We start from the raw sequence: 25953 nt of genomic DNA on the forward strand, positions 1-25953 counted from the left end.
CCCGTCACGGCCCGTCGTAGCGCACCACCTCCTGGTCGATGGCGCCGAAGACGCTGGCGCCGGCTTCGTCGAACAGCTCGATCCGCACGCGGTCGCCGAAGCGCAGGAAGGGCGTCCGCGGCGCGCCGGTCGCGATGGTCTCGATGGTGCGCAGCTCGGCGAGGCAGGAATAGCCGACGCCGCCCTCGGCCACCGGCTTGCCGGGGCCGCCGTCCAGCTTGTTCGACACGGTGCCCGAGCCGACGATGCTGCCCGCCGCCAGATGGCGGGTCTTGGCGGCGTGCGCCACCAGCGTCGGAAAGTCGAAGGTCATGTCGGTGCCGGCGTCGGGGGTGCCGAACAGCGCCCCGTTCAGCCGCGTCACCAGCGGCCGGTTGACCTTGGCGCCGTCCCAGGACCCGCCCAGCTCGTCCGGAGTCACCGCGACGGGGGAGAAGCTCGACGCCGGCTTCGACTGGAAGAAGCCGAAGCCCTTGCCCAGCTCCGCCGGGATCAGGTTGCGCAGGGACACGTCGTTGACCAGCATCAGCAGCCTGATGTGGCCGCCCGCCGCCGCCGCCGGCACGCCCATCGGCACGTCGTCGGTGATCACCGCGATCTCGGCCTCGAAATCGACGCCCCAGGCCTCGGTCGCCGCCGGGATCGGGTCGGTCGGCGCCAGGAAGCCGTCGGAGCAGCCCTGGTACATCAGCGGGTCGGTCCAGAAGCTCGGCGGCATCTCGGCGCCGCGCGCCTTGCGCACCAGTTCCACATGGTTGACGTAGGCCGAGCCGTCCGCCCACTGGTAGGCGCGCGGCAGCGGCGAGGCCGCCAGCGCCGGGTCGAACGCCTCGCCCGCCGCCGGGTCGGCGTTCAGGTCGCGGTAGACCGCCTCCAGCCGCGGCGCCATGGCCGCCCAGTCGTCGAGCGCCGCCTGCAACGTCGCGGCGACGGCGGGCACCGGTTGGGCGCGGGACAGGTCGCGCGACACCACGACCAGGGTTCCGTCGCGCCCGCCCGCCTTCAAACTCGCCAGCTTCATCCTCTGTCTCGCTCCCTGTCGTTGCGTCGGTCACCGGAGCCCCCGTTGCGGGAGCCCCGGCCGTCCGGCTTTCTCACTTCGCCTTCCAACTGTCGACGTAGCCCGCCCATTCCGTCGCCTCCATCGGCTCCAGGACGTCGAGCGGGTCGCGGGTATCGATCATCACCGCGACCTCGTCGGTGTCCTTGCGCTCGTGCTTCTGGGCGACCTCGTAGGCCTTCGGGTGCGGGCCGTGCGGGAAGCCCGAGGGGTGGTAGGTCACCATCCCCGGATGGATGTTGTCGCGCGAGAAGAACTGGCCGCGATGATAGAACAGGACCTCGTCGTAATCCTCGTTGGAATGGTAGTAGGGCAGCTTCAGCGCCTCCGGATCCGATTCGATCGGGCGCGGCACGAAGGTGCAGACGATGAAGCGGTTCGCCACCCAGGTGCTGTGGGCCGAGGGCGGCAGATGGTAGCGGTGGCTCATCAGCGGCCGGATGTCGCGCCAGTTCAGCCGCACCGGCGCCAGATCGCCGTGCCAGCCCACCGCGTCCAGCGGGTTGAACGGGTAGGTCATCGAGCAGACCCGGCCGCGCTTGCGGACGCGCACCTCGGTCTCGCGCTCGCTCTTCTGCGACTGGAAGGCGTCGTCGAGTAGCGGCACGTCGAGCACCGCCGGGTCGAAGATGGCGTGGGTGCCGACGATGCCCTTGGCCGGCAGCCGGTAGGCGTCGCCGGTCGCCTCGATCATCAGGACCATGACCGGGCCGTCGGTCTCCAGCCGCCAGGCGGTGTTGCGCGGCAGGACGACGTAATCGCCCTCGCGGACCTCCAGATGGCCGTAGTCGCAGAACAGGTGCCCGCCGCCCTGGTGGAAGAACAGCAGGTCGTCGCCGTCGGCGTTGCGGACCAGATGCTCCATCCTGCCCTCGAAGCGCCACAGCCGCACCTGCGTCGCGCCGTTGCCCATCAGGCCGGGGGCGGCCAGCGGGCAATCCTGCGCGCGCTCCAGATGGTTCAGGTCGAAGGCGCGCGGCCGCAGCGGTCCGTCGAAGCGGATCCAGCCGGTCGGCGGGTGGGCATGGTGCATCTGGGTCGCCGGGCCGAAAAAGCCCTCGCGCCCCATCTCGCGCTCGTAGGTGCCGACGGGCAGCCGCACATGGGCCTGCCGAGTCGCGGTTCCCTCCAGCTTCGGAAACGAAATCCAGTTCTTCATGGCGTCCTCCCGTCGGGCGTTGGCGGGGCGTTCGGGCACCCCGGATTGTCGGTCCCCATGATTAGTTTCGTTTGAAACTGTTGCAAGCATAAAATTCCCGGGCAGGATGGAATCGGACAACCGCCACGCAGCCGCCACGAAGCCTCCGCCCATGCCGTCCACCCGCCGCCCCGCGCCCGACAGCGCCGCCCCCGACAGCGCCGATCCGGCGGCGCTGCACCTGACGCGCTTCCTGCCCTACCGGCTGTCGGTGCTGGCCAACACGGTCAGCCACACGGTGGCGAAGCTGTACGACAAGCGGTTCGGCATCACGATTCCCGAATGGCGCATCATCGCCGTGCTGGGCGGCGGCGAGACGCTGAGCGCCGGCGAGATCGCCCAGCGCACCGCGATGGACAAGGTGCAGGTCAGCCGGGCCATCAGCCGCATGCTGGATTCGGCGCTGATCCTGCGCGAATCGGGCGACACCGACCGCCGCAAGGCGTTGCTGACCCTGACACCGAAGGCGCTGGCGATCTACGCCGAGATCGTGCCGATGGCGCTCGCCTACGAATCCGACCTGACCGACGCCCTGCCGGAGGAGGAGCGCGCCCTGCTCGACCGGCTGCTGAACCGGTTGCAGGCCCGCGCCGACCAGCTGGCGGCCCCCGCCGCCCGCGCCGCCGCCCCCGCCGGGGCGGCCCTGGAGGCGGCGGAGGACTGACCGCCGCCCCGGCGCCGTTTCCTACGCGCCCTTGACCTGATAGAGCGGCTGGCTGCTGCCGGCGTCCACGCGGGGGCGGTCCGGCTCCACCGCCTCCAGCGGCGCGCAGGCGGTCATGGTCGCCAGCGAACGGATGGCGAGGCGCTGGTACTCCTGTGTCCCCTCGGCCTTCCAGGCGATCTCGTCGTCGCGCAGCGCGCGCACCACCTTGGCCGGCAGCCCGGCGACCAGCGAGCGCGGCGGCACCTGGAAGCCGGCCTTGACGAAGGCCATGGCGGCGACGATGGAGTTCTCGCCGATCACGGCGCCGTCCATGATCACCGCGTTCATGCCGACCAGCGCGCCGCGCTTCACCACGCCGCCATGCAGCACCGCGCCGTGGCCGACATGGCCGTCCACCTCGACCACCGCGTCCTCGCCGGGGAAGGCGTGCAGGGTGCAGTTGTCCTGCACGTTGCAGCCCTCCTCCAGGATGATCCGGCCGAAGTCGCCGCGCAGGCTGGCGCCGGGGCCGACGTAGCAGCCGGGGCCGACCACCACGTCGCCGATCAGCACGGCCGCCGGATGCACGAAGGCGGTCGGGTGGATGACGGGAACCACGCCGTCGATGGCGTAGACGGTGGGACGCGGCAGGCTCATGGACGGGACCTCTCTCCGGTCATCTCTGGCAAGGCGACCGACGCTACACCGGCGTCCCTGTTCGCGATACCGATTTTCCGTCATGGTAACCATGCCGGTATCGCGCCGCCCCCAACCCAGCCCGCACGCCGTGGGAAGGCTTGATTGGTATCAGTTGAAACTGTATCATCAGCAACAATAACAATCAGCCAACAAACCTTCCAAGAACCTTCCAAGGTCATCCCCAGGGGGAAACGCCGATGCACGCCACCTACAGCTACCCGAGCTATCCCTACACACCGTCGGAGGAACAACGCACCGGCACGGTGCGCCGCCACCCGGTGGTGGTCGTCGGCGCCGGCCCCGTCGGGCTGACCGCCGCGCTCGACTTGGCGCGGAAGGGCGTGCCGGTGGTGGTGATCGACGCCGAGGACACCGTCAGCGTCGGCAGCCGCGCCGTCTGCTACGCCAAGCGCGCGCTGGAGGTGTGGGACCGGCTGGGCGCCGGCCGGCGGATGATCGACAAGGGGGTGGTGTGGAAGATCGGCAAGGTCTTCAACGGCGACGGGCTGGTCTACCAGTTCGACCTGCTGCCGGAGCCCGACCACAAGATCCCGGCCTTCATCAACCTCCAGCAATATTACCTGGAGGATTATCTGGTCGCCGAGGCCCGCAAGTCCGATTTGATCGAGCTGCGCTGGCGCTCGCGGGTCGTCTCGCTGCGTCAGGAGGACGACCACACCGTCCTCCAGGTCGAAACTCCGGACGGCATCCACGCGGTCGAGGCCGATTGGGTCATCGCCTGCGACGGCGCGAAATCCACGATCCGCAAGACGCTGGGGCTGGAGTTCCAGGGCGAGGTGTTCAAGGACCGCTTCCTGATCGCCGACGTGGTGATGAAGGCCGACTTTCCGGCGGAACGCTGGTTCTGGTTCGACCCGCCCTTCCACCGCCGGCAGTCGGCCCTGCTGCACATGCAGCCCGACAATGTCTGGCGCATCGACTTCCAGCTCGGCTGGGACGCCGATCCGGAGGAGGAGAAGAAGCCGGAGCGCGTCATCCCCCGCCTGAAGGCGATGCTGGGCGAGGACACGCCGTTCGAGCTGGAATGGGTGTCGGTCTACACCTTCCAGTGCCGACGGCTCGAGCGCTTCCGCCACGGGCGCGTCTTCTTCGCCGGCGACTCGGCGCACCAGGTCTCGCCCTTCGGCGCGCGCGGCGCCAATTCGGGCGTGCCGGACGCCGACAATCTCGGCTGGAAGCTGAAGCTGGTCATCGACGGGCTGGCACCCGACAGCCTGCTCGACAGCTATTCCGACGAGCGGGTGGCGGCGGCCAGGGAGAACCTTCTGAACTCGACCCGCTCCACCGACTTCATCACGCCCAAGAGCGCCATGAGCCGCATCTTCCGCGACGCCGTGCTGGAACTGGCGGCGGAATACCCCTTCGCCCGCTCGCTGGTGAATTCCGGCCGGTTGTCGACCCCGACCACCTACAGCGGCAGCCCGCTGAACACACCGGACAGCGACGCCTTCGCCGGCCGCATGGTGCCGGGCGCCCCGGCGACCGACGCGCCGGTGGAGAGAAGCGACGGGCAGGCCGGCTGGCTGATGGACGCGCTCGACGGGCGCTTCGTCGTGCTCTACGGCGCCGGAACGGAGCCGGTTCCGGCAGAGGCCGCCGAGGTGCTCGACCGGCTGGCCGCCGGGCCGCTGCCGCTGGTCTGGCACGCCGTCACCGACCGCCGGCGCGGCCTCGCCAACGAGTTGGTGGATTGCGCCGGCCGCGTCCGCGAGCGCTACGACCTGTCGCCCGGCACCGTCTACCTGATCCGCCCCGACCAGCATGTCGCCGCCCGCTGGCGCCGCTTCGACGCCGCGGCGCTGATCGCCGCGCTCGACCGCGCCACCGGCCGCCAACCCACCGGCCGCTGACCCACCGGCCGCTGACCTGTTTTTTCCCGAGGAGAGATCCCCCATGGCCACGCTCGCGACCGACAACCGGCTCGCCAACCCCGATGATTTCTACCAGGCCCTGATCGACAGCCACCGCGACCTGACGGCGGAGCAGAGCGCCGCGCTGAACGCCAAACTGGTGCTTCTGCTCGCCAACCACATCGGTGATTCGGAGGTGCTGACGGAGGCGTTGCGGATCGCCCGCAGAGGCGCCCCGTAAGGGGCTTGTTCGGCATCGGAAAAGGATTCTACAACAAGGGGAAGGCCGATTTTTCGCGGAGGAGCGGAGCCCGGACGCGCCCGTCTCCCTCCGCATTTTCGGCCACCCCCGCCGGGCCGCGCCCGGTTTTGTCCGGCGGGGGGCGCGAAGCTCGACCGGAACGAGGATTCCCAGCGATGTCGAACCAACACAAACAAGCCATGGATGCGGTCCTGCAAGCCGCCGCGCACGACATCGTCGCCACCCTGAAAGAGCGCGACGTCGAGGACCGCCACAGCGAGGAGGCCGATCTCGCCGTGCTCGACGTGGCGATCCTGCACGCCTACCGTGTCTTCATGCGGATCTGCGAGGAGAACGGGCTGGAGGTGGACGCCGGCTATTTCGCCGACCTCGCCGCCGACCTCGCCGAGGAGGTCGCCCAGGACGAGGATTGATCGTCACTGGCCGATGCGTGCCCCCACCCCGACCCTCCCTCGCCAACGCAGGGGAGGGTCGGGGTGGGGGCAAGAGACTTCCCGCACCCGAAAGCCCCGCCCTTGTCCGCCCCCCATTTCTCCCCCGACGTCGCGGTGATCGGCGCCGGCCCCGCCGGGCTGATGGCGGCCGAGGTCGCGGCCTCCGCCGGGCTGCGCGTCGTGGTGTTCGACCACATGCCCACCCCGGCGCGCAAGCTGCTGCTGGCCGGGCGCGGCGGCCTCAACCTGACCCATTCCGAGCCGCTCGACCGCTTCCTGCCGCGCTACGGCGCGCAAGCGCCGCTGTTCCGCGACCTGCTGGCCGGATTCTCGCCGGACGACCTGCGCGGCTGGGCCGCCGGGCTCGGCATCGAGACCTTCGTCGGCAGCAGCGGCCGGGTCTTTCCGGTACAGATGAAGGCGTCCACCCTGGTGCGCGCCTGGCTGCGCCGGCTGGGCGGGCTGGGGGTGACGCTGCACGGCCGCCATCGCTGGACCGGCTGGGACGCCGACGGGCGGCTGGCCCTGACCGGCCCGGACGGCGCCGCCGTCACCGCCGCCCCGCGCGCCACGCTGCTGGCGCTGGGCGGGGCGAGCTGGCCGCGCACCGGCTCCGACGGCGGCTGGACCGGCATCCTCGAAGCGCGCGGGGTGGAGATCGCGCCGCTGCGCCCGTCCAACATGGGCTTTGAGGTCCCCTGGTCCGACCATCTGCGCGAGCGATTCGCCGGCCAGCCGGTCAAGAGCGTCGGCCTGTCCTTCGCCGGCCGCCGCCTGAAGGGCGAGTTCGTCATCACCGAAACCGGCATCGAGGGCGGCGCCGTCTACGCGCTGAGCGCTCCCTTGCGCGACGCCATCGAGGCGGAGGGCTGGGCCGGGCTGACGCTCGACCTGCTCCCCGACATGCCCGAGGCGGAACTGCTGAAGCGCCTGCGACGCCGGGGAGCCGAGTCGCTGGCGACCTTCCTGAAGAAATCGCTGTCGCTGTCCGGCCCGCGCGCCGCCCTGCTGCGCGAGTTCGCCCCGGCCGCCGCCCTGTCCGACCCGGCGGCGCTGGCCCGCGCGATCAAGGCGCTGCCGATGGTGCTGACCGGCACCCGTCCCATCGACCGCGCGATCTCCAGCGCGGGCGGCGTGGCGCTCTCGGAACTGGACGAGACGTTGATGCTGAAGCGCTTGCCCGGCACCTTCCTGGCCGGCGAGATGCTGGACTGGGAGGCGCCGACCGGCGGCTATCTGCTGCAAGGCTGCTTCGCGATGGGCGTCGCCGCCGGTCATTCCATCAAAAATTGGATCAATTAGATTTAGTATTTTTATCTAATTTTCCCCGAAGATCACTAAGCTCGGTGAACAGCCTATCAACTGTCTGCCACATAGTCTCGCCGGGATTTTTCTCTTTTTGTACAAATCGATGCGCTGCGTTTCCTACATTTAGGGTAAATCGAGTGCGCGTGGGCACATGAGTCCTAAGAGTTGCCATTGCAAGCTCAACACTTCGCACCCCCACATCTAGAGCATGCGCAATTTGTTCCGCCGAATAACTCTCCCTTGCAAGCTGTCTAACTCGGCTTGCCTGATCTCGAGATAAACCATTGGTAGGCCGCAAATATCTAGTACGGGCTCCTTCTTGAAAAGGTCCCTGTGGCGGAATGCTTTTCACATCGGACAACCTAACCTCCAGACGCAAGAAAGCCATATGTCTAATGACTTAATGTGCCAAAGATTGATTTCCAAGAGAGCAACGTACGGTCATTTGAATTTTTTATCTTTCGAGCAAATTCAAAGAGATACAGAAAGATATTTATTTGCCTTCGAATGAGTTTCTCTATCGCACACCGTTGTGCCCGTAATCATACTGCACCCGCGGCGCGCTGCCGCCGCCGGTCAGCTTGTCGATCAGCGAGCCGATGCCGCTGTCGGCGCGCTGGGCGGGCGCCGTAGGGGTCGGCCCCGCCGGACGGCCCGCCGGAACATCCGCCGAGGCGACCGGCACGGTCCAGGCGGGCGCCCCCTCCACCCCCGGCAGCGGGCGCGGCGGCCGGCCGGCGTGGGCGTCCAGCATGAAGTCGCGCCACAGCTTGGCCGGCAGCGTGCCGCCGGTGACCTTCTTCATCGCCTCGTTGTTGTCGTTGCCGAGCCAGACCCCGGCCACCAGATCGGCGGTGAAGCCGACGAACCAGGCGTCGCGGTACTCCTGCGTCGTGCCCGACTTGGCCGCCGCCGGGCGGTCGAGCCGCGCGCTCTTGCCGGTGCCGAACTCGATCACCCCGGCCATCATGCGGGCGATCTGCACCGCGTGGGCCGGATCGACCACGGCGCCGCCCCCGCCGCCCTGCCGGCGGTAGAGCAGCGTCCCGTCGCGGTCCTTGATCTCGGTGATGGCGTAGCCCCAGACCGGCGCCCCCCGGTTGGCGATCCCGGCGTAGGCGCGCACCAGCTCCAGCAGCGACACCTCGCTGGTGCCGAGCGCCAGCGACAGATCCTTGGTCAGCGGCGAACCGATGCCGAGCGCCGAGGCGACGCGGCGAACCCGCTCGGTGCCGATGCGGTCGACCAGCCGCACCGTCGCGGTGTTGGAGGAATGGGCCAGCGCGGTCGCCAGCGTGATGGTGCCGCGGAACTTGCCGTCGTAGTTGCCGGGGCTCCAGTTGGCGATCTGGACTGGCGCATCCTCGATCAGGCTGTCGGGCGACCAGCCGGCCTCCAGCGCCGCCAGATAGGCGAAGGGCTTGAAGGCGGAGCCGGGCTGGCGCAGCGCCTGGGTGGCGCGGTTGAACTCGCTGCTGTCGTAGTCGCGGCCGCCGACCAGCGCGCGAACCGCACCGTCCGGGGTCATCGCCACCAGGGCGGCCTGACGGGCGTTGGCGGCCGGGCCGGCGGTGGCCAGCAGGGCCTCCAGCCGCTGCTCGGCGGCGCGCTGCATCCTCAGGTCCAGCGTGGTGCGGACGATGACGTCGCCATGCTCGGGGCCGACGAAGCCCGACACCAGATCGGTCACCCAGTCGGCGAAGTAACGCCCGTCGCCGCCCGGCTTGCGGCGCGGCGACGGCGGGGCGTTGCGGGCGGCCTCGACCTCCTGCGCGGTGACGAAGCCGGCGGCGACCATGGCGTTCATGACGATGCGGGCGCGCTCGGCCGACTCGTCGGGGTTGGAGGTCGGGGCGTAGCGCGACGGCGCCTTCAGCAGCGCCGCCAGCACCGCCGATTCGCGCAGATCGACCTGGGTCGCCGGCTTGCCGAAATAGGTGCGCGAGGCCGCGTCCACCCCGAAGGTCCCGGCCCCGAGATAGACGCGGTTCAGGTAGGCGGTGAGGATTTGGTCCTTGGTGAAGCGGTGCTCCAGCCACAGCGCCAGCATCGCCTCCTGGATCTTGCGGCGCAGCGACTTTTCGGGCGTCAGGAACAGGTTCTTGGCGAGCTGCTGGGTGATGGTCGAGCCGCCCTGCGTCGCCCGGCCCGAGCGCCAGTTGACGTAGACGGCGCGCATCAGCCCGATCGGATCGATGCCGAAGTGGCTGTAGAAGCGCCGGTCCTCGATGGCCAGCACGGCGTTGACCAGATGCGGCGGCAGGTCCTTGACGCCCAGCGTCGTGCCGTGCAGATCGCCGAATCGGGCGAACTCGCTGCCGTCGGCGGCCAGCACGGTGATCGAGGCACGCCGCTCGAACTGCGCCACCTTGGAGATGTCCGGCAGATCAAGCGCGAACCAGGCCAGCACGGCGCCCAGCCCGATGCCGCACCAGATCGCCGCGACCAGCCCCCACTGCACCAGCCGGGACAGCCACGACCGGCCGCCACCGCCGTTCGGGCGCGGCGCGGAGCGGCGCGGCGGCGGGGCCGGGGGCTTGCCGGCGACGGGCGGCCGGGGCGGTGGTGGTGCCTTGGGCGGCCGGGCTTTGCCGCGCGGCAGCTTGGGCAGCGACAGCGCCGGCATCGACCGGGCCTTGCCGGCCAGCCGGTCGAGCGGCGTCGGCTCGTCCCGGGTGCGGACGGGGCGCGGTCCCGCGAAAAGCTGATCCGGTCGGTCGGCGGTCACGGTGCGCTCGCTGCCCCTCTGGCGTGGTACGGCGGTGTGGGTGGGATGGATTGTTCAGGCCATATAACGCCCACCCCGGCCGGGCCGGAAGAGCGCGATCGCCACGCCGAAGATTTGTCTCGCGACCGTGGCGAAAGAATGACGGTTTGTGCAATCGGGGGGCGGAAGGGGGAGCGGGCGAACCCAACGGCCTCCGCGCGTGTTGTTCCCGCATCACCGCCTGTTCCGGAGAGCCCCGCGATGCCCAAGCCCCTGACCCTGTCCATTCCCCACTCGCTCGGCCGGGCGGAGGCGAAGCGGCGGCTGGCCGACGGGCTGGGCGACGCGCGGGCGCGGCTGGGCGCCGTCGCCACCAGCATCGACGACCATTGGGAGGGCGACCGGCTGGCCTTCCGCGTCGTCGCCCTGGCCCAGACCGTCACCGGCCGCATCGACGTCGCCGACGACCGGGTCGACGTCGAGGTCGAGCTGCCCTGGGCGCTCGGCATGCTGGCCGACAAGTTGAAGACCAAGCTGACCCGCCAGGGCACCCTGATGCTGGAGAAGAAGTGACAGCCGCCGGCCTCAGCCGATCAGCCCGTGCTTCTTCAGCATGCCGCGAAGCTGGTGGTAGCCGAGGCCGAGCGCCTGCGCGGTCTGGCGCTGGTTGAAGCGGTTGCGCTCCAGCGCGTCGCGCAGCTTGGCCGCCTCGAAGGCGCGCACCTCCTCCAGAATGCCGGACGGCGCCTCGCCGCCTCCCTCCCGCTCTGACGGCGGGCCAACGCCCGGTTCCGCCGGCGGTTCCGGCGCCGGGCGCCGCTCCACCGGCCGCCAGGGCGAGGCGAAGGGGTCGAGGACGATCGTCCCGACCGCCTCGTCCGGGTCGGCGGCGGCGACGGAACGCTCCACCGCGTTGCGCAGTTCGCGCACGTTGCCGGGCCAGGGGTGGCCTTGCAGGGCCGCCAGCGCCTGCGGGGTGAAGCCGGGGAACAGCGGCCGCTCCAGCTCGCGCACCATGCCCAGCGCGAAATGCTCGGCCAGCGGCGGGATGTCCTCCGGCCGGGCGCGCAGCGGCGGCAGCGTCACCACGTCGAAGGCCAGACGGTCGAGCAGGTCGGCGCGGAAGCGGCCGGACTCGGCCAGCGCCGGCAGGTCGGCGTTGGTGGCGCCGACGACGCGCACGTCCACCGTCGCGGTGCGCCCGCCCACCCGCTCGATCTCGCCATACTCCACGGCGCGCAGCAGCTTCTCCTGCACGGCGGGCGAGGCGGTGGCGAGTTCGTCGAGGAACAGGGTGCCGCCGTCGGCCTGCTCGATCCGGCCGATCTGCCGCCGCGTCGCCCCGGTGAAGGCGCCGGCCTCGTGGCCGAACAGCTCCGAGTCGAGCAGCGATTCGGGCAGCGCCGCGCAGTTCACCTTCACGAAGGGCCGGTCCCAGCGCCGCGACAGATAATGCAGGCGGGCGGCGATCAGCTCCTTGCCGGTCCCGCGCTCGCCGATCACCAGCACCGGCCGCTCCAGCGGCGCCACCCGCGAGACATGCTCCAAGGCCTCACGGAAGGAGGGGGATTCGCCCAGCAGGGGTGGCGGCGTGTCCGGCATCGCTCCATTCACCATTGTTTCGCCAATTCAGCGACTCTATCGCCTTATCGACGATGCGGCAACCGGCGGTGGGAATGGACAAACCCAGTCCAGGCAAGGGAAAGCCTGGACCGGAGCCGTTTGGCACGGTGGTTGCGATAGGGGATGCCAACGGAAGGAGATCACCGCATGACCGACTTCAGCGACTTTCGCCGCCGCTACGGCACCGACACCGCCCCGCTGGCCCGCCGCGTGCGCCAGTTCCTGCGCACCCGCCCGGCGGAAAGCTGGCTGTTCTTCTTCGGCGGCATCGTCGTCGGCGCGATTCTCGGCTGACCGGCCGGCGGCCGACCGCCCGGCCTTCATCAAGCCGCTTTGATTGACCATGGCCCGCCGCATGGGCCGACCACAGGGACCCGACCATGAGCATCTTTTCCCGCCTGACCGACATCATCCAGTCGAACCTGAACTCCCTGCTCGACCGCGCCGAGGAGCCGGAGAAGCTGATCCGCCTGATCATCCAGGAGATGGAGGACACGCTGATCGAGGTCCGCTCCTCGACCGTGAAGATCATCGCGGAGAAGAAGGAGATCGAACGCCGGGTCGCCGACCTGCGCCGCGAGCGCGACGAGTGGGAGCGCAAGGCCGAGATCGCCCTGACCCACAACCGCGAGGATCTGGCGAAGGAGTGCCTGCTGGCCAAGTCGAAGATCGCCGAGCAGGCCGACACGCTGACCGAGCAGCTCATCCATGTGGAGGCGGCGCTGGCCAAGGCGAACGACGACCTGGGCCGGCTCCAGGCCAAGCTGACCGACGCCAAGACCCGCGAGAAGGCGCTGGCCGCCCGCGCCCAGACCGCCGCCAACCGGGTCAAGGTGCGCTCCACCCTGCACGACGAGCGCATCAATGAGGCGTTGCAGCGCTTCGAGCAGGTCGAGCGGAACCTCGACGAGCTGGAGGGCCGGGTCGAATCCTACGACCTCGGCCGCGCCCGCAACCTGACCGAGGAGATCGCCGAGCTGGAGGCCACCCACAAGGTGGAAGGCGAGCTGGCCGCCCTGAAGGCCCGCATCGCCGCCCGCCGAGGGAGCTGAGGAGCCGGGCACGGGCGCTGAACGGCCCCTCTCCCCAAAAGGGAGAAGGGCCGATGTCAGCGCCCGCGACTCCACCCGCTCCCCCTCAGCAACGACAAGAAAGGCCAATAAGCCATGGGGTTCTTCGGTTTCGTCATCGCGGTGCTGTTCATGGTGGTGGTGGCGCCGATCTGGATCGTCTTCCACTACATCACCCAATGGCGGTCCCAGCGCGGGCTGACGGCCCAGGACGAACAGATGCTCGCCGAGCTGTGGGAGATCGCCAACCGCCTGGAAGGCCGCATCCAGTCGCTGGAGCGCGTGCTCGACAGCGAGGCGCCGAACTGGCGCAACAAGACCTGACCGCCTGAACACCGTCTCATCAAGGAAGGACCGAGCCGTCATGGACCGCCCGTCCCCCCATCACTCCCCCTACGAATCGCCCAACCCGCACCGGCTCTACCGCAACAAGGAACGCGGCATGCTCGGCGGGGTCTGCGCCGGCGTGGCCGATTATTTCGGCGTGCGGCCGGCCGTGATCCGGCTGGCGGTGTTCATCGGGATGTTCTTCTTCGCGTTTCCGCTGATCGTCGCCTACGTCATCGCGGTGATCGCGCTGCCGGTGCGTCCGCCGCAGCTCTACCGCAACCCGGAGGAGGAGGCGTTCTGGCGCGCGGTTTCGACCAAGCCGGACCGGACGCTCGCCGGGCTGACCCAGCGCTTCCGCGACTTCGAAAAACGAATCACGGGCGCCGAGGCGTACGTCGCCTCGAAGGAGTTCGAACTGAACCGGGCGATCCGCGATCTGGACCGCTGACCGCCGATCACTGACCGTTGACCGCGCCGGGGAAGACCCGACCGGCGCTGCTGGCCTTACCGGCGCTGGCGGCGGCGGTCGCGGATGCGGACCGGCACCGGCTTCGGCGTCGGGAGCGTGGCGATCACCCCGGCCAGAACCGCGGCCATCGCACCACCGAGCAGAATGAGATCCATCATTGGCCCTCCACCATCGATCCCCAGCTTGCCTCCCCCCATCGTGGAGCAAGCTGGTTACAACATGGTAGTGAAAAGAGAGGATGACAACACTCCCCCGATGAGACACCGGACGGGGGGAGAAGGCAATGACCCAGATCACACAATTTGGTCACGAACGGCCGCCTTCCCACCATCCGCCGCCGGCGATCGCCCAGCCCCTACCCCTGGTAGGGCTCGGCGCCGGTGATGGCGAAGCCCTTGTTCTCCGGGTAGCGGGCGTGCAGCTTCTCCCGCGCCTTCTTCTCGTCCAGGCCCCAGACCAGGATGCGGCGCCCGCGCTTCCAGCCCTCCAGCGCCACGGGGTCGAGCTGGGCGTTGACCTTCGCGGCGTACTCGCCGTTCACCACCCGCAGGATCCAGCCGGCATCGGCCCGCGCGCGGCGGTCGTCCAGCACATAGACCCGGCGGTCGTTGGATCCCGCCGCCTTCAGCCGCTGCTCCAGCTCCTCGCAGCCCATGTCGACCGAGTTGCGGCGGCGGCGGGCGTCGCGCAGGTCGCGCGCCTGCTGCAAGGTCGTCCGCGCAACCTTCCTGATGCGCTCCACCTGCGCCTGCTTGCGCGCCACCGCGTTGGCGATGCGCTCCTCCGACGTCTTCAGCCGGCGCATCGCCAGCAGCAGCGACACCGCCAGCGAGGCGAGCCCCACCAGGGCGGCGAACACATAGGGCATGGTGGCTCCTCCCTCGCTTCTCAGCCCGCCTTGGCGACCGGCGCCGCGGCCGCGCCGATGTCCTGCATGCGGGTGACGACGTAGCCGAAGGCCGGCGGGTAGCGCCGCTCGATCTCCGCCCGCGCCTCGGCCATCGACTTGGCCCACACCTCGATGGACTGCGGCTGCGCCCAGCTCGAATCGATCAGGGCGTGTTCCTTCTGCTGGAAGGTCGAGGTGCCGACATATTTGTTGGCCACCATGGCGAGGTAGCAGGGCGTCCCCGCCACCTCCTCGCCGACCAGACGGACGAGGCGCTCGCCGGACTGCTGCGCTTCCTTGATCCGGCGCTCCAGCGACGCCCGGCGGCCCAGCAGCTCCTGGACGGCGCCGTCGGCCTCGCGCAGCTCGCCGACGCGGTCGGCGCGGCGGGCCTCGAACAGCGTCTCCATCTTGGCGCGGCGGGCGATGACGTCGCGCACGCCCGACGTGCCGTGGCGCTTTTCGATCATCCGCTCGCCACAGACGATGACGAGCTGCCCGATGCCGAACCCCAGCCCGGCAAGCCCGAAGGCGGTGATCAGAGCGTTCGTGTAGTCATGCCACATTCAGGTGCGCCCGGTTCGGCCTCAACGCCAACCCTAGGATTATCGCGCGCGAACACGCCGTTCAACGGTGGCGCTGCAACGAATTCCTTCAGAGTCTAACGAAATTGCTTCGGTCCGCCCCTCCGCGCCCCGGCGAAGGATTTTCGCCGCACCCTCCCGCGCCATGGATCGTTGAAAGCGGCTCGGGCGTTTCGCCACTCGGCCCTTGCCTTGCGGACGGGCGACGCATAAGGCTCCAGGAACCGTGAGCCTGGCCTTTCTCCCGGAAAGACGGCCCAGCGGCACGGCCAAGGACGGAAACGGCGATGGAAGCGAGCATGACCGACCGCGAGCATTCGACGAAGCTGCGCGCCCTGACCATGGGCGCGCTTGGCGTCGTCTACGGCGACATCGGCACCAGCCCGCTCTACACCCTGCGCGAATGCCTGACCCAGGGCGGCGGGTTCGACCTGTCGCCCGACGTGATCCTCGGGGTGCTGTCGCTGATCTTCTGGGCGCTGGTGATCACGGTGACGGTGAAGTACGTCATCTTCGTCATGCGCGCCGACAACCAGGGCGAGGGCGGCATCCTGGCGCTGACGGCGCTGGCCCTGCGCGGGATGCGGCCGGGACACCGGCGGACCGCCACCGTGATGGCGATCGGCGTGATGGGGGCGGCGCTGTTCTACGGCGACAGCCTGATCACCCCGGCCATCTCGGTGCTGAGCGCGGTGGAGGGGCTGAAGGTCGTCGCCCCGGTGTTCGAGGACTACGTCATCCCGATCACCGTCACCATCCTGATCCTGCTGTTCGTGCTGCAAAGCTTCGGGACGGAGAAGGTCGGCAAGCTGTTCGGCCCGGTGATGCTGGTGTGGTTCGTCACGCTGGGCGTGCTGGGCATCCGGCAAATCCTGAAATACCCGGACGTGCTGGGCGCCATCTGGCCGGGCCACGCGGTGGAGATGCTGTTCGAGCATGGCTGGAAGGGCTATCTGCTGCTCGGCGCCGTCGTGCTGGCGGTGACGGGGGCCGAGGCGCTCTACGCCGACATGGGGCATTTCGGCCGCAAGCCGATCCGGCTGGCGTGGTTCGGGCTGGTCCTGCCCTCGCTGCTGCTCTGCTATTTCGGCCAGGGCGCGCTGCTGCTGCACGAGCCGGACGCCATCGAGAATCCCTTCTACCATCTGGCGCCGGACTGGGCGCAGGTGCCGCTGCTGGTGCTGGCGACGGCGGCGACGGTCATCGCCGGCCAGGCGGTGATCTCCGGCGCCTATTCGGTCACGCTCCAGGCGATGCATCTGCGCTACCTGCCGCGCATGGAGGTCCGCCACACCTCGGAGCACGAGAAGGGCCAGATCTACATGCCGCAGCTCAACTGGCTGCTGCTGGCCGGGGTGATCGCGCTGGTGCTGAGCTTCCAGACCTCCAGCAACCTCGCCGCCGCCTACGGCATCGCGGTGACCGGCACCATGGTGGCGACCACGCTGCTCGCCTACAAGGTGGCGCGCAGCCTGGGGCGCTGGACGCTGTGGCAGGCCGGGCTGGCGCTGATCGTCTTCCTGTCGATCGACGGGGCCTTCTTCTTCTCCAACCTGATCAAGGTCGAGGAGGGCGGCTGGTTCCCGCTGGCGGTGGGGGCGGCGGTGTTCCTGCTGATGGCAACGTGGCGGCGCGGGCGCGAGGTGGTGCGGGCGCGGCTGGCCGAGGACGCGCTGCCGCTCGACTCGCTGCTGGAGCGCCTGAAGGGCGGCTCGATCCAGCGGGTTCCCGGCACGGCGGTCTTCCTCACCGGCAACCCGCGCGGCCTGCCGCCGGGCCTGCTGCACAGCCTGAAGCACTACAAGGTGCTGCACCAGCGGATCGTGCTGCTGACCGTCGACATCCAGGACGTGCCGCACGTTCCCGACAGCCAGCGCTACGAGCTGAAACCGCTGTCGGCCGGCTTCTTCCGGCTGATCCTGCATTTCGGCTTCAAGGACGAGCCGGACATCCCCAACGCGCTGGAGAAGAGGAAGATCCCCGGCCTGCCCTTCGAGCCGATGGAGACGACCTATTTCGTCAGCCGCGAGACGCTGATCCGCTCGCACCGGTTGGCCGGGATGCCGCGCTGGCAGGAGCCGCTGTTCATCTTCCTGTCGAAGCTGTCGACCAGCGCCTCGGAGTATTTCTGCATCCCGCCCAACCGCGTGGTCGAGCTGGGCATGCAGCTGGAGATCTGAGGGACTTCCGGCCGGGCAGGACGACGCCTGGACGGCCGGCGTCGAGGCCGGCCGAACGGCCCCTCCGGCCAGCCCCGGAGCTTGCCGCCGCGACTCGGCGTTCCTTCGGAGCCGCCCGCCTGCTATACCTCCTTCGGACGCGCGGCGGCGCCCGCTGGCATGGGGGATTCGGTGGGGGTGGAGGATCGTTTGGGCGGGGGCGGGCCACGGCTCGACCCACGGGAACCGCGCCCACGGGAACCGCGCCGGGAGGACGACCCCGCGCGACCGTCCCGGCTGCCCCCGGCGCCGGCCTTTCTGACCGCCAGCCGGCCGGGCGGGGGGCCGGGCCGGGCGCCCGCGCCCGCCATGCCTCCCTGCGCCGCGCCCGCGCCGCTCGACGCCGCCATCCCCGACACCCACGTCCCCGACACCTGGGTCCCCGACGCACCCGTCCCCACCCCGCCGCCGCATCTGCCGGAACCACGCCTGCGCGGGGCGCTGAACCCGCTGCTGGGCGCCGCCGCCCCGGTGCTGGACCTCGCCATGGGCCTGCGCGACCGCATGACCCACGACGCTCCCGACGGCGTGCGCGATCAGTCCCTGGCGGCCATCCGGCGCTTCGAGACGGACGGCGCCGCCGCCGGCCTGACGCCCGAGGAGATCCGCGTCGGCCGCTTCGCGCTGAGCGCCACGCTGGACGACGTGGTCCGCGCCGCCCCCTGGGGGGCCCGTTGCGCCTGGGCGAAGCAAGGGCTGGTCGCCGAACTCGCCCCCGACGCCGGCGGGGCCGACCGCTTCTTCGACCTGCTCGACACCATGCTGGGCGACCCGCGCCTGCACCGGCGCGAGCTGGAGCTGTTCTACGCCTGCCTGTCGCTCGGCTTCGAGGGCCGCTACCGCGACAAGCCGCGCGGCGCCCACGACCTCGCCCATCTGCGCGACGAGCTGTACCGCATCCTGCGCCGGGCGCGCGGCGAGCCCAGCCCCGGCCTCTCCCCCGCCGGGCAAGGGACGGCCATGGCGGGATTGGCCGGGCGCTTCCGCCCGCTGGGCGGCGGCCTGCCGTCCTGGCTGGCCTGGGCGGCGGTGGGGCTGGGCCTCGCCCTGCTCCACACCCAGCTCTCCGCGTCGCTGGAGCGGCAGGCCGGCCCGGTGGCCGCCCGCATCGCGGCGCTGCTGCCCGACGGCCCCATCGAGATCGCCCGCCTCGCCCCGCCGCCGCCGCCGACCGCCGGCCCGGCGCTGATCGCCCGCGTCACCGCCCTGCTCGCCCCGGAGATCCGCACCGGCGCCATCGAGGTGCTGGCCGGGGAGGACGGCGCCCTGGTCATCCGCGTCCCCGCCGCCGCCATGTTCGCCACCGGCAGCGAGGCGGTGAAGGCCCGCCACCGCGCCATCGTCGACCGGGTCGGACAGGCGCTGGCGCCGGAGGCCGGCCGCGTCCTGGTGGCCGCCCACACCGACGACCAAACTCCGGGCAACGGCCGCTTCCCCACCGCGCGGAGCCTGACCGACGCGCGGGCCGAGGCCGTGCGCGCCCTGCTGGAACGCCAGCTCGGCCCCGCCCGCCTGTCGGCGGAGGGGCGCGCCGACGCCGAGCCCATCGCGCTGAACGACACGCCCGCCGGGCGCGACAGCAACCGGCGGATCGACATCCGCCTCTACCCGCAGTGAGCCGGCCGCCATGACCGTGCCCCGCCCGCCCCGCCACCCGGCCCCCGGTTCCGCCGCCCGGCCCGCCACCCGCCCGGCCGCCCGCCCGCACCGGCCCCGCGCGGCGGGCCTGCCGGCCAGCCTGCGCTGGGGCGTCTCGCTGGGCGGCGTGCTGGCCCTGGGCTTGAGCGGCTGGCTGCTGGTCCCGCAGGCCGTGCCCGGCGCCGACTGGACCGAGCGCCTGCTGCCGCTGCTGCTGGCGCTGGCCGGCTGGGCCGCCGCCAACCGCGCCATCGACCGCCGCGAGCGCGCCGCCAACGCCCGGCTGGTCGAGGCGCTGGCCGCCGCCCGCGATCCCGACCTGAAGGCGTCGCTCGACGAGCTGGGCAGCGTGCGCGAGCGCCTCGACGCCGTGCTGGCCCGGCTGAAGACGCAGAAGTTCGGCGCCGGCCTGACCGGCCGCTACCTCTACCAGCTTCCCTGGTATCTGGTGATCGGCGCGCCGGGATCGGGCAAGAGCACGGCGCTGGCCAACGCCCGGCTCGGCGCCCCGCTGGCCTCCGGCGACATCGCCGAGCCGATCGCCAACCTCGGCGGCACCCGCAACTGCGACTGGTGGTTCACCGACCACGCGGTTCTGATCGACACCGCCGGGCGCTACACCACCCAGGACAGCCGCCGGGCGGTCGACGGGCGGGTGTGGTCGGGGCTGCTCGACCTGCTGAAGACGCACCGGCCGCGCCAGCCGGTCAACGGCGTGCTGGTCACCGTCAGCCTGACCGATCTGGCCGCCTGGAGCGACGCCGAGCGCCACGCCCACGCCATCACCATCCGCCAGCGCCTGAACGAGCTGCGGACGCATCTGGGCCTGCGGGTCCCGGTCCATGTCGTGCTGACCAAGGCCGATCTGGTCGAGGGGTTCGCCACCTTCTTCGACCCGCTCGACCGCGCCGGCCGGACGCAGGTCTGGGGCATGACCTTCCCGGCGGAGGAGGCGCCCGACGGACCGCTGCCCGCCTTCCACGCCCTGTTCGCCGATCTGGTGCGGCGGCTGGACGAGCGGCTGCTCGACCGGCTGCACCAGGAGCCGGACATCCGGCGGCGCAGCGCCGCCTTCGCCTTCCCGCTGCGCATCGCCGAGCTGGAGACGGCGCTGGCCGATCTGGTCGACACCGCCTTCGCCTCGGAGTCCGGCGAGGAGGTGCCGCTGCTGCGCGGCATCCACCTGACCAGCGCCACCCAGACCGACCGTCCCACGACCGTCGACGAACCGGCCGAAACCTATTTCCTCGACCGGCTGCTGCCGGAGCGCGTCTTCCCCGAGGCCAACCTCGCCGGGGTCGACCGGGCGCTGGAGCGCCGCCAGCGCCGCGCCGGCGCCTTGTCGGCCGGCGCGGCGCTGGCCGCCGGGCTGCTGCTCGGCGGCTTCTGGCTGCACAGCCGCGACGGCAACGCCGCCCTGCTGGAGCGCGCCGACGAGGCCGCGCGGTCGGTGGAGGAGGCGCTGCGCCCGCTCGACACGGCGCCGCGTTCGCTGACGCGGGTCGACGACACCGACGTCGCCGCGATCCTGCCGGCGCTGGACGGCCTGCGTGCCCTGCCGCTCGGCCATGCGGAGCGCGGGGACTGGGCGCCGCCGGGGCTGGCCGGCGGGCTGTACCAGGGCCACCGCATCGCCGCCCCCGCCCGCGAGGTCTACCAGCGGGCGCTGCGCACCCTGTTCCTGGCACGGATCGCCCTGCGGTTGGAGGAGCAGCTGCGCACCAACTGGGCGCGGCCGGACCTGCTGCGGCTGGCGCTGCGCGCCTACCGCATGGTCGGCGGGCAGGAGCCGATGGACCGGGCCTACCTCGCCGAATGGCTGGCGATCGACTGGCAGCGCACCCTGCCCGGCCCGGCCAACGACGCCCGCCGCCGCGCGCTGGGCGACCATCTGGCCGCCCTGTTCGAGGCCGGCTTCGCGCCGGTCCCCCCCGACGACGCCCTGGTCGCCCGCGTCGGCGAGGTGCTGGCGCAGGCCGAGCCCGCGCGCGCCGCGACACCGGCCCCGTAAGGCTCCCATGATCCTCGGCATGGGAAGCGCGGGCCGGAGAGCGTCCGGCCATTTCCGCGGCGTCGGCTTTCACGGCAAGGTGCCGGCACGCGGCGATTTCGTCGGCCACGGCCTGCCGCGCGAGGTGCTGGAGCCGTGGGACGGCTGGTTGGCCACGGCGCTCGCCGAGACGCGGCGGCGGCTGGGCGGCGGCTGGGAGCGCTGCTTCGCCGGCGCCCCCGTCTGGCGCTTCGCCCTGTCGGCGGGCCTGTGCGGCGACGCCCCGCTGATCGGCGTGCTGAGGCCAAGCGCCGACCGGGTCGGTCGCCTCTACACCTTCACCATCGCCGCCGCCCTGCCGGACACGCTGGATTTGAGCGCCGCTCCGGGCGCCTGCACGGCCTGGTTCACCCGCGCCGAGGCGATCGCCACCGGCGCCTGCCGGACCGGAGCCGACGTGGAGGGGCTGCCGGCCCGGCTGGCGCTTCTCGGGCGGCCGGAACCGGAATGCCCGCACCCGATCGCGGTCGCCCTGGTCCGACGACTGGCCGGGCCGCTGGCGGCGGGATCGAGCCTGTGGTGGACGCGGGGGGGCGGGGACGTCGAGCCGTCGCTGCTGTCCTGCCGCGGCCTGCCCGGCGGCGCCCGGCCGACCGCCATGCTCGACGGCGCCTGGGACCGCTGGGGATGGGAGGACGGGGACGTCGCGCGGGGCTGAAGGGTTCCCCTTTCGACCGGCGCTCCCGCTCAGCGAAGGCGAACCGGCCGAATCAGGCGGCGGCGACCTCGTTCATGCTGCTTCCGGGTCCGGGCACCGGAGGGCGCCCTCTGGCGTTGCGCGCGCAAATCGGCCAGACTGACCGACGGAACCGCAAGGACAACCGCGCGGCAGGAGAGACCGGCCCGTCATGATCACGCTCTACACCTTCCCCTCGCCCAACGGGCGCAAGGCGTCCGTCCTGCTGGAGGAGCTGGGCCTGACCTACCACCTCCACAAGGTCGATCTGGTGGCCGGCGAGAACAAGCGGCCGGAGTTCCTGGCGATCAGCCCGATCACCAAGATCCCGGCGCTGGTCGAGGAGCTGCCCGGCGGCCGGAGCCGCCGCCTGTTCGGGTCGGGCGCCATCCTGCTGCATTTCGCCGAGCGCACCGGCCGCCTGATGCCCGAGAGCCTGGACGACCGCGCCGAGGCGCTGAGCTGGCTGATGCTGGGCATCAGCGACCTCGGCCCCACGGCGGTGGACATGCTGCGCTTCTCGGTCCGCGCGCCGGAGAAGATCCCCTACGCCATCGACCTCTACAAGGGCGAGCTGATGCGCTGCTACGGCGCGATGGACGACCGGCTGGCCGTGGCCGAGTATCTCGCCACCAGCTATTCCGTCGCCGACATCGCCTGCTTCCCCTTCATCGCCGCCGCGGCGGTCGCCGGGGGCGGGCTGCTCGACCGCTTTCCCAACCTGAAGCGCTGGCACGACGCCGTTGCCGCCCGCCCGGCGGTGCAGCGCGGCATGGCGGTTCCCGAATAGCGCCCTATCTTCCGATTCCTCATCGAAAACGGCCCGCAAGGGTCCCAGAACAGCGTCAGAGACATGCCGATCAACAACCGAATCGCCGCCTTCCAGGACGACATGACCGCGTGGCGGCGCGACATCCACGCCCATCCCGAACTGGGATTCGAGGAAAACCGCACCGCCGACCTCGTCGCCGCCAAGCTGACCGAATTCGGCATCGCGGTGCATCGCGGCCTGGGCAAGACCGGCGTGGTCGGCACCCTGAAGGGGCTCGGCACCGGCAGCGGGCGCGCCATCGGGCCCCGGACCATCGGCCTGCGGGCCGACATGGACGCGCTGCCGATGCCGGAGGCCAACGATTTCGACTACGCGTCGCGCCATCCCGGCAAGATGCACGCCTGCGGCCATGACGGGCACACCACCATGCTGCTCGGCGCCGCCCGCTATCTGGCGGAGACGCGCAACTTCGACGGCACCGTCCACTTCATCTTCCAGCCCGCCGAGGAGGGCCAGGGCGGCGGCCTGAGGATGATCGAGGAAGGGCTGTTCACCCGGTTCGACTGCGAGCAGATCTACGGCCTGCACAATTGGCCGGAACTGCCGGCCGGCCAGATCGCCGTGCATCCCGGCCCGGTGATGGCCGCCGCCAACCAGTTCGAGATCACGGTGAGCGGCCACGGCGCCCACGCCGCCATGCCCCACCGCAGCATCGATCCGGTGCTGGTCTCCGCCCACATCATCACGGCGGCGCAGAGCCTCGTCAGCCGCGGCACCGACCCGGCCGACAGCGCCGTCGTCTCGATCACCGTGGTCGATGCCGGCACCGCCGCCAACGTCATCCCCGACAGCGCCATCCTGCGCGGCACCATGCGGACCTTCTCCGAGGCCACCCACCGCCGCATCCAGGAGCAGTTCGCCCGGTTGGTGGCGAGCATCGCCGAGGGCTTCGGCGCCCAGGCGGTGCTGAATTTCCGCCCCGGCTACCCGGCGACCGTCAACAGCGAGCCGGAGGCGCGCGTCGCCGCCGCCGCCGCCGCCAAGGTGGTCGGCGACGAGAACGTGATCTGGGCGCCGGCCCCGACCATGGCGGCCGAGGATTTCGGCTACATGCTGAAGGAGCGGCCGGGCGCCTACATCTGGCTCGGCCATGGCGGGCACGGCGGGCCGGGCTGCCGGCTGCACAACCCGCACTACGACTTCAACGACGCCATCCTGACGACCGGCGCCAGCTATTGGGCGTCGCTGGTCGAGACCATCCTGCCACGGAGCGCCTGACCCGCATGACCCGCCGTCCCCCGGCCCGCCGCCGCCTCGCTCCGCTCCTTTTTCTCGGCATCCTGACCCTGACGGCCTGCCAGACCAACGGATCGAACCGGACGGCGGACGGGGGACTGCTCTCCGCCGACGCCGCTCCCGGAACCTACTGGCAGGGCGACCGCAGCCTCGCCGCCGAGCGTGCCTACGTCGTCGCCCGCAGCGACCAGGACTGGAGCGAGCTGTGGGCGAGGGTCGGGGAGGCTGTGCCGTCCTCGCTGCCCGGCGACCGCATGGCGGTGGCGGTGTTCCTCGGCCCCCGCGACACCGCCGGCTATTCGGTCAGCATCGACCGCGCCCGCACGGTGGAGGGCGGGGTGCAGGTCGGTTTCCACGAGCGGGTGCCGGGTCCGGAGCAGGTGGTGGCGCTGACCCAGACCAGCCCCTACGCCGTCCGCCTGCTGCCGCGGGTCGAGGGAAAGGCGACGTTCCAGCGGGACAGATAAAGGTTGATTGAAAGCCCCTCTCCCCTCGTGGGAGAAGGGCTTGGAATCCGTCCTCACACCCGCCCGTCGGCCGCCTCCCGGTCGAAGCGGCGCAGCGCCTCCTCCAGCTTCCACTGGATCCGCGCCTTCTCGCTGCGCTCCAGCACCACCCGGCAGCCGGCCGACGGCGCCGCCACCGCTCCCGCACACTCCGCAGCCGCCCACAGGCTGTCGCCGGGCAGGAAGCTGTGCTCCAGGCTGGCGCGGGCCAGCCCCACCAGATCGGCGTAGCCCAGCCCGAACTCCGTCACCCCGCGTTGCAGCTCGTTGGTCAGGTCGATGCGGCTGACGCCCTCGTCGTCGGTCGAGAGCACCGTCGGCACGCCGGCCGCCCGGTAGAGCGGGAAGGGATGGTCCTTGCCCGCCACGCCGAGGATCAGGTCGTTGCTGGTCAGGTTGATCTCCACCGCGACCTTGCGGGCGGCCATCACCCGCAGAAGCCCCTGCGGGTCGTCCTCGTACATCAGGTCGACGCCGTGGCCGATGCGCTTGGCCCCGGCGATTTCGACCGCCTTGCGGATGTGGTTGCGCAGCTCCTCCGGCGGGACGAGGCCGAGCGTCAGCTCGCCGGCGTGCAGCGCCACGTTGGTGCCGGGGAAGCGGCGGCGCGCCTCGGCGATCATCCGCATGTGCAGGTCGTAGTCGGACAGCGCGGTCGGGTTGTCCTCCGGCGCCACGAAGTTCAGGCCGGCGACGCGCGGCTCCGCCGCCGCCAGCATGGCGTTGAACAGGGTGCTGGCGAAGACCGGGCCGGGCGCCTGGGTGCGCGAGACCTGCTGGATGTAGCGCACCGACACGCCGCAGCCGGGACGGGCCGCCGGGGTGCCGCAGCCGAGCAGGGAGCGCATGCGCGCCTCCGCCGCGTCGATGTCGGCCCTGGCCTGCGGGATCAGTCCGGGCAGCCCGGCGGCGGTCAGCCGGTCGGCCATGGCCGGCAGATCGCCGGTCCAGGGCTGCTGCTTGCCGATGGCGGCGGCCATCCAGGTGCGGAAGGACACCATCAGCTCGACATGCTGCTCACCCTGGCGGCCGGCGCGGTCCACGACCTCGGCCAGCAGATCGCCGGTGGAATCGTTGGCGGCGCTGAATCGGCCGAAGGTGGCGAAGAACTGGTCGTGCAGGCTGTAGCCCGACACCGGCAGGGCGGAGCGGGTCGACAGCGCGTTGACCGCCATCGGGTAGAGCACCGAATCGGGAATCACCACGGCGGCGGCCGGGCGGGGATCCTGGGCGGTGGTGCCGCAGGGCGCGGCCTTGGTCGGCGCGACCAGGGACTTGCTCTTGACGTCGAAGCAGAGATTCTCCGCCGCCGCCAGCCGCAGGTAGGTCTCGGCGTAGACGGCGCCGGTCAGGTGGCTGTGGAGGTCCGCCCCCTTCGGCATCGCGTGGAGGAAGGCCCGCAGCTCCGGCGGGCTGTGGCGCACCGCCTCGAACCGCCTGGCCGCCGCCGAGCCGGCGACGTCCATCGCCGCGCCGCCAACCTGCCCATTCCCCACCGGCCCGTTCCCCGCCGTGGCGCATCCCACCAGCAGCAGCGCCGCCAGGGCGGACGCCGCGACGCCGGACTTCACTCTCTTCATGCAAGGCACTCCCGCGTTTCGTCTTTTGCGGGAACCTTGTTCCTGATAATCGCCCATCCGCAATGC

26 protein-coding genes are annotated in these 25953 nt (G+C 71.1%); 17 read left to right on the forward strand and 9 right to left on the reverse strand.

Going from position 1 to position 25953, the window contains the following annotated elements; genetic code table 11:
* Positions 1–4 precede the first annotated feature (4 nt).
* Positions 5–1021 carry a fumarylacetoacetate hydrolase family protein gene (locus JN22_RS18400; RefSeq protein WP_085555333.1) on the reverse strand — a complete coding sequence of 339 codons (1017 nt, stop codon included), beginning with the start codon at positions 1019–1021 and terminating at the stop codon, positions 5–7.
* Between the two features lie 73 nt (positions 1022–1094).
* Entirely contained in the window at positions 1095–2219 is a 1125-nt protein-coding gene (locus tag JN22_RS18405) for a homogentisate 1,2-dioxygenase (protein WP_085555334.1), read from the reverse strand.
* Positions 2220–2370: 151 nt separating this feature from the next.
* Here JN22_RS18405 and JN22_RS18410 point away from each other — a divergent pair, with 151 nt between their 5' ends.
* Positions 2371–2922: a MarR family winged helix-turn-helix transcriptional regulator gene (locus tag JN22_RS18410; protein ID WP_085555335.1), complete on the forward strand. Its 552-nt coding sequence runs from the start codon at positions 2371–2373 to the stop codon at positions 2920–2922.
* Positions 2923–2943: 21 nt separating this feature from the next.
* Here JN22_RS18410 and JN22_RS18415 read toward each other — a convergent pair whose 3' ends face one another.
* Entirely contained in the window at positions 2944–3561 is a 618-nt protein-coding gene (locus tag JN22_RS18415) for a transferase hexapeptide repeat family protein (RefSeq protein WP_085555336.1), read from the reverse strand.
* Positions 3562–3800: 239 nt separating this feature from the next.
* Between JN22_RS18415 and JN22_RS18420 the strand changes: the two genes are divergently transcribed.
* The 4 genes from JN22_RS18420 to JN22_RS18435 all read left to right on the forward strand — a co-directional run bounded on the left by JN22_RS18420 (position 3801) and on the right by JN22_RS18435 (position 7472).
* Positions 3801–5474, forward strand: coding sequence for an FAD-dependent oxidoreductase (locus JN22_RS18420; RefSeq protein ID WP_085555337.1), 1674 nt, complete (start codon positions 3801–3803; stop codon positions 5472–5474).
* Positions 5475–5517: 43 nt separating this feature from the next.
* On the forward strand, positions 5518–5715 hold the full coding sequence (locus JN22_RS18425) for a DUF2783 domain-containing protein (protein ID WP_085555338.1): 198 nt from the start codon (positions 5518–5520) through the stop codon (positions 5713–5715).
* 176 nt (positions 5716–5891) lie between these two features.
* Positions 5892–6149 carry a hypothetical protein gene (locus JN22_RS18430; RefSeq protein ID WP_085555339.1) on the forward strand — a complete coding sequence of 86 codons (258 nt, stop codon included), beginning with the start codon at positions 5892–5894 and terminating at the stop codon, positions 6147–6149.
* Positions 6150–6251: 102 nt separating this feature from the next.
* Positions 6252–7472: a BaiN/RdsA family NAD(P)/FAD-dependent oxidoreductase gene (locus JN22_RS18435; RefSeq protein ID WP_085555340.1), complete on the forward strand. Its 1221-nt coding sequence runs from the start codon at positions 6252–6254 to the stop codon at positions 7470–7472.
* A gap of 523 nt (positions 7473–7995) precedes the next feature.
* Here the strand turns inward: JN22_RS18435 and JN22_RS18440 are convergent.
* Positions 7996–10206, reverse strand: coding sequence for a transglycosylase domain-containing protein (locus JN22_RS18440; protein ID WP_085555341.1), 2211 nt, complete (start codon positions 10204–10206; stop codon positions 7996–7998).
* Positions 10207–10446: 240 nt separating this feature from the next.
* Between JN22_RS18440 and JN22_RS18445 the strand changes: the two genes are divergently transcribed.
* A complete protein-coding gene (locus tag JN22_RS18445) occupies positions 10447–10758 on the forward strand; it encodes a polyhydroxyalkanoic acid system family protein (protein WP_085555342.1) in 312 nt (103 codons plus the stop codon).
* 12 nt (positions 10759–10770) lie between these two features.
* On the opposite strand, the gene pspF is transcribed toward JN22_RS18445, so the two are convergent.
* Positions 10771–11787 (reverse strand): phage shock protein operon transcriptional activator, encoded by a 1017-nt coding sequence (gene pspF / locus JN22_RS18450; RefSeq protein WP_085555343.1) that lies wholly within the window; start codon positions 11785–11787, stop codon positions 10771–10773.
* A gap of 168 nt (positions 11788–11955) precedes the next feature.
* On the opposite strand from pspF, the gene JN22_RS18455 reads away from it, so the two are divergent.
* The 4 genes from JN22_RS18455 (at position 11956) to pspC (ending at position 13656) form a co-directional block, all read left to right on the forward strand.
* Positions 11956–12102, forward strand: a complete 147-nt coding sequence (locus JN22_RS18455; protein WP_179166186.1) for a hypothetical protein — start codon at positions 11956–11958, stop codon at positions 12100–12102.
* 86 nt (positions 12103–12188) lie between these two features.
* Positions 12189–12860: a phage shock protein PspA gene (gene pspA / locus JN22_RS18460; RefSeq protein ID WP_085555344.1), complete on the forward strand. Its 672-nt coding sequence runs from the start codon at positions 12189–12191 to the stop codon at positions 12858–12860.
* A gap of 114 nt (positions 12861–12974) precedes the next feature.
* Positions 12975–13202 carry an envelope stress response membrane protein PspB gene (pspB, locus tag JN22_RS18465; protein ID WP_085555345.1) on the forward strand — a complete coding sequence of 76 codons (228 nt, stop codon included), beginning with the start codon at positions 12975–12977 and terminating at the stop codon, positions 13200–13202.
* A gap of 40 nt (positions 13203–13242) precedes the next feature.
* The gene (gene pspC, locus JN22_RS18470; protein ID WP_085555346.1) at positions 13243–13656 is read left to right on the forward strand and encodes an envelope stress response membrane protein PspC; all 414 of its coding nucleotides are present in this window, start codon (positions 13243–13245) and stop codon (positions 13654–13656) included.
* A gap of 56 nt (positions 13657–13712) precedes the next feature.
* Here the strand turns inward: pspC and JN22_RS34960 are convergent, their stop codons facing one another.
* The 3 genes from JN22_RS34960 to JN22_RS18480 form a co-directional block, all read right to left on the reverse strand.
* A complete protein-coding gene (locus JN22_RS34960) occupies positions 13713–13835 on the reverse strand; it encodes a hypothetical protein (protein WP_263300937.1) in 123 nt (40 codons plus the stop codon).
* 197 nt (positions 13836–14032) lie between these two features.
* Complete coding sequence (locus JN22_RS18475) at positions 14033–14545, reverse strand: hypothetical protein (RefSeq protein WP_085555347.1); 513 nt, start codon at positions 14543–14545, stop codon at positions 14033–14035.
* Between the two features lie 20 nt (positions 14546–14565).
* On the reverse strand, positions 14566–15132 hold the full coding sequence (locus JN22_RS18480; RefSeq protein ID WP_085555348.1) for a hypothetical protein: 567 nt from the start codon (positions 15130–15132) through the stop codon (positions 14566–14568).
* A 305-nt stretch (positions 15133–15437) separates the two neighbouring features.
* Between JN22_RS18480 and JN22_RS18485 the strand changes: the two genes are divergently transcribed.
* From JN22_RS18485 to JN22_RS18515, 7 genes are all read left to right on the forward strand, one after another.
* Entirely contained in the window at positions 15438–17330 is a 1893-nt protein-coding gene (locus JN22_RS18485) for a potassium transporter Kup (protein ID WP_211099671.1), read from the forward strand.
* A 348-nt stretch (positions 17331–17678) separates the two neighbouring features.
* The gene (gene icmH, locus JN22_RS18490) at positions 17679–18986 is read left to right on the forward strand and encodes a type IVB secretion system protein IcmH/DotU (protein WP_085555349.1); all 1308 of its coding nucleotides are present in this window, start codon (positions 17679–17681) and stop codon (positions 18984–18986) included.
* A gap of 10 nt (positions 18987–18996) precedes the next feature.
* On the forward strand, positions 18997–21018 hold the full coding sequence (gene tssM / locus JN22_RS18495; RefSeq protein ID WP_085555350.1) for a type VI secretion system membrane subunit TssM: 2022 nt from the start codon (positions 18997–18999) through the stop codon (positions 21016–21018).
* 19 nt (positions 21019–21037) lie between these two features.
* On the forward strand, positions 21038–21715 hold the full coding sequence (gene tagF, locus JN22_RS18500) for a type VI secretion system-associated protein TagF (protein WP_085557229.1): 678 nt from the start codon (positions 21038–21040) through the stop codon (positions 21713–21715).
* A gap of 190 nt (positions 21716–21905) precedes the next feature.
* Entirely contained in the window at positions 21906–22523 is a 618-nt protein-coding gene (locus tag JN22_RS18505; RefSeq protein WP_085555351.1) for a glutathione S-transferase family protein, read from the forward strand.
* A 63-nt stretch (positions 22524–22586) separates the two neighbouring features.
* Complete coding sequence (locus tag JN22_RS18510) at positions 22587–23783, forward strand: M20 aminoacylase family protein (RefSeq protein ID WP_085555352.1); 1197 nt, start codon at positions 22587–22589, stop codon at positions 23781–23783.
* A 5-nt stretch (positions 23784–23788) separates the two neighbouring features.
* Positions 23789–24268, forward strand: coding sequence for a protease complex subunit PrcB family protein (locus JN22_RS18515; RefSeq protein ID WP_085555353.1), 480 nt, complete (start codon positions 23789–23791; stop codon positions 24266–24268).
* Positions 24269–24321: 53 nt separating this feature from the next.
* Here the strand turns inward: JN22_RS18515 and JN22_RS18520 are convergent, their stop codons facing one another.
* Complete coding sequence (locus JN22_RS18520) at positions 24322–25887, reverse strand: adenosine deaminase family protein (RefSeq protein WP_085555354.1); 1566 nt, start codon at positions 25885–25887, stop codon at positions 24322–24324.
* Positions 25888–25953: the final 66 nt, after the last annotated feature.

Source organism: Azospirillum agricola (assembly GCF_020005195.1).
GTDB classification, from domain to species: domain Bacteria; phylum Pseudomonadota; class Alphaproteobacteria; order Azospirillales; family Azospirillaceae; genus Azospirillum; species Azospirillum agricola.

What these genes read in the sequence shown, in the direction of transcription:
- tagF (WP_085557229.1), top strand. Translation starts at nt 21,038, where the DNA reads ATGGGAAGCGCGGGCCGGAGAGCGTCCGGCCATTTCCGCGGCGTCGGC.
- JN22_RS18485 (WP_211099671.1), top strand. Translation starts at nt 15,438, where the DNA reads ATGGAAGCGAGCATGACCGACCGCGAGCATTCGACGAAGCTGCGCGCC.
- JN22_RS18445 (WP_085555342.1), top strand. Translation starts at nt 10,447, where the DNA reads ATGCCCAAGCCCCTGACCCTGTCCATTCCCCACTCGCTCGGCCGGGCG.
- JN22_RS18405 (WP_085555334.1), bottom strand. Translation starts at nt 2,219, where the DNA reads ATGAAGAACTGGATTTCGTTTCCGAAGCTGGAGGGAACCGCGACTCGG.
- JN22_RS34960 (WP_263300937.1), bottom strand. Translation starts at nt 13,835, where the DNA reads ATGATGGATCTCATTCTGCTCGGTGGTGCGATGGCCGCGGTTCTGGCC.
- JN22_RS18400 (WP_085555333.1), bottom strand. Translation starts at nt 1,021, where the DNA reads ATGAAGCTGGCGAGTTTGAAGGCGGGCGGGCGCGACGGAACCCTGGTC.
- JN22_RS18410 (WP_085555335.1), top strand. Translation starts at nt 2,371, where the DNA reads ATGCCGTCCACCCGCCGCCCCGCGCCCGACAGCGCCGCCCCCGACAGC.
- JN22_RS18415 (WP_085555336.1), bottom strand. Translation starts at nt 3,561, where the DNA reads ATGAGCCTGCCGCGTCCCACCGTCTACGCCATCGACGGCGTGGTTCCC.
- icmH (WP_085555349.1), top strand. Translation starts at nt 17,679, where the DNA reads ATGCCTCCCTGCGCCGCGCCCGCGCCGCTCGACGCCGCCATCCCCGAC.
- JN22_RS18480 (WP_085555348.1), bottom strand. Translation starts at nt 15,132, where the DNA reads ATGTGGCATGACTACACGAACGCTCTGATCACCGCCTTCGGGCTTGCC.
- JN22_RS18505 (WP_085555351.1), top strand. Translation starts at nt 21,906, where the DNA reads ATGATCACGCTCTACACCTTCCCCTCGCCCAACGGGCGCAAGGCGTCC.
- pspC (WP_085555346.1), top strand. Translation starts at nt 13,243, where the DNA reads ATGGACCGCCCGTCCCCCCATCACTCCCCCTACGAATCGCCCAACCCG.
- JN22_RS18420 (WP_085555337.1), top strand. Translation starts at nt 3,801, where the DNA reads ATGCACGCCACCTACAGCTACCCGAGCTATCCCTACACACCGTCGGAG.
- JN22_RS18475 (WP_085555347.1), bottom strand. Translation starts at nt 14,545, where the DNA reads ATGCCCTATGTGTTCGCCGCCCTGGTGGGGCTCGCCTCGCTGGCGGTG.
- JN22_RS18425 (WP_085555338.1), top strand. Translation starts at nt 5,518, where the DNA reads ATGGCCACGCTCGCGACCGACAACCGGCTCGCCAACCCCGATGATTTC.
- JN22_RS18520 (WP_085555354.1), bottom strand. Translation starts at nt 25,887, where the DNA reads ATGAAGAGAGTGAAGTCCGGCGTCGCGGCGTCCGCCCTGGCGGCGCTG.
- JN22_RS18510 (WP_085555352.1), top strand. Translation starts at nt 22,587, where the DNA reads ATGCCGATCAACAACCGAATCGCCGCCTTCCAGGACGACATGACCGCG.
- JN22_RS18455 (WP_179166186.1), top strand. Translation starts at nt 11,956, where the DNA reads ATGACCGACTTCAGCGACTTTCGCCGCCGCTACGGCACCGACACCGCC.
- tssM (WP_085555350.1), top strand. Translation starts at nt 18,997, where the DNA reads ATGACCGTGCCCCGCCCGCCCCGCCACCCGGCCCCCGGTTCCGCCGCC.
- pspB (WP_085555345.1), top strand. Translation starts at nt 12,975, where the DNA reads ATGGGGTTCTTCGGTTTCGTCATCGCGGTGCTGTTCATGGTGGTGGTG.
- pspA (WP_085555344.1), top strand. Translation starts at nt 12,189, where the DNA reads ATGAGCATCTTTTCCCGCCTGACCGACATCATCCAGTCGAACCTGAAC.
- pspF (WP_085555343.1), bottom strand. Translation starts at nt 11,787, where the DNA reads ATGCCGGACACGCCGCCACCCCTGCTGGGCGAATCCCCCTCCTTCCGT.
- JN22_RS18515 (WP_085555353.1), top strand. Translation starts at nt 23,789, where the DNA reads ATGACCCGCCGTCCCCCGGCCCGCCGCCGCCTCGCTCCGCTCCTTTTT.
- JN22_RS18430 (WP_085555339.1), top strand. Translation starts at nt 5,892, where the DNA reads ATGTCGAACCAACACAAACAAGCCATGGATGCGGTCCTGCAAGCCGCC.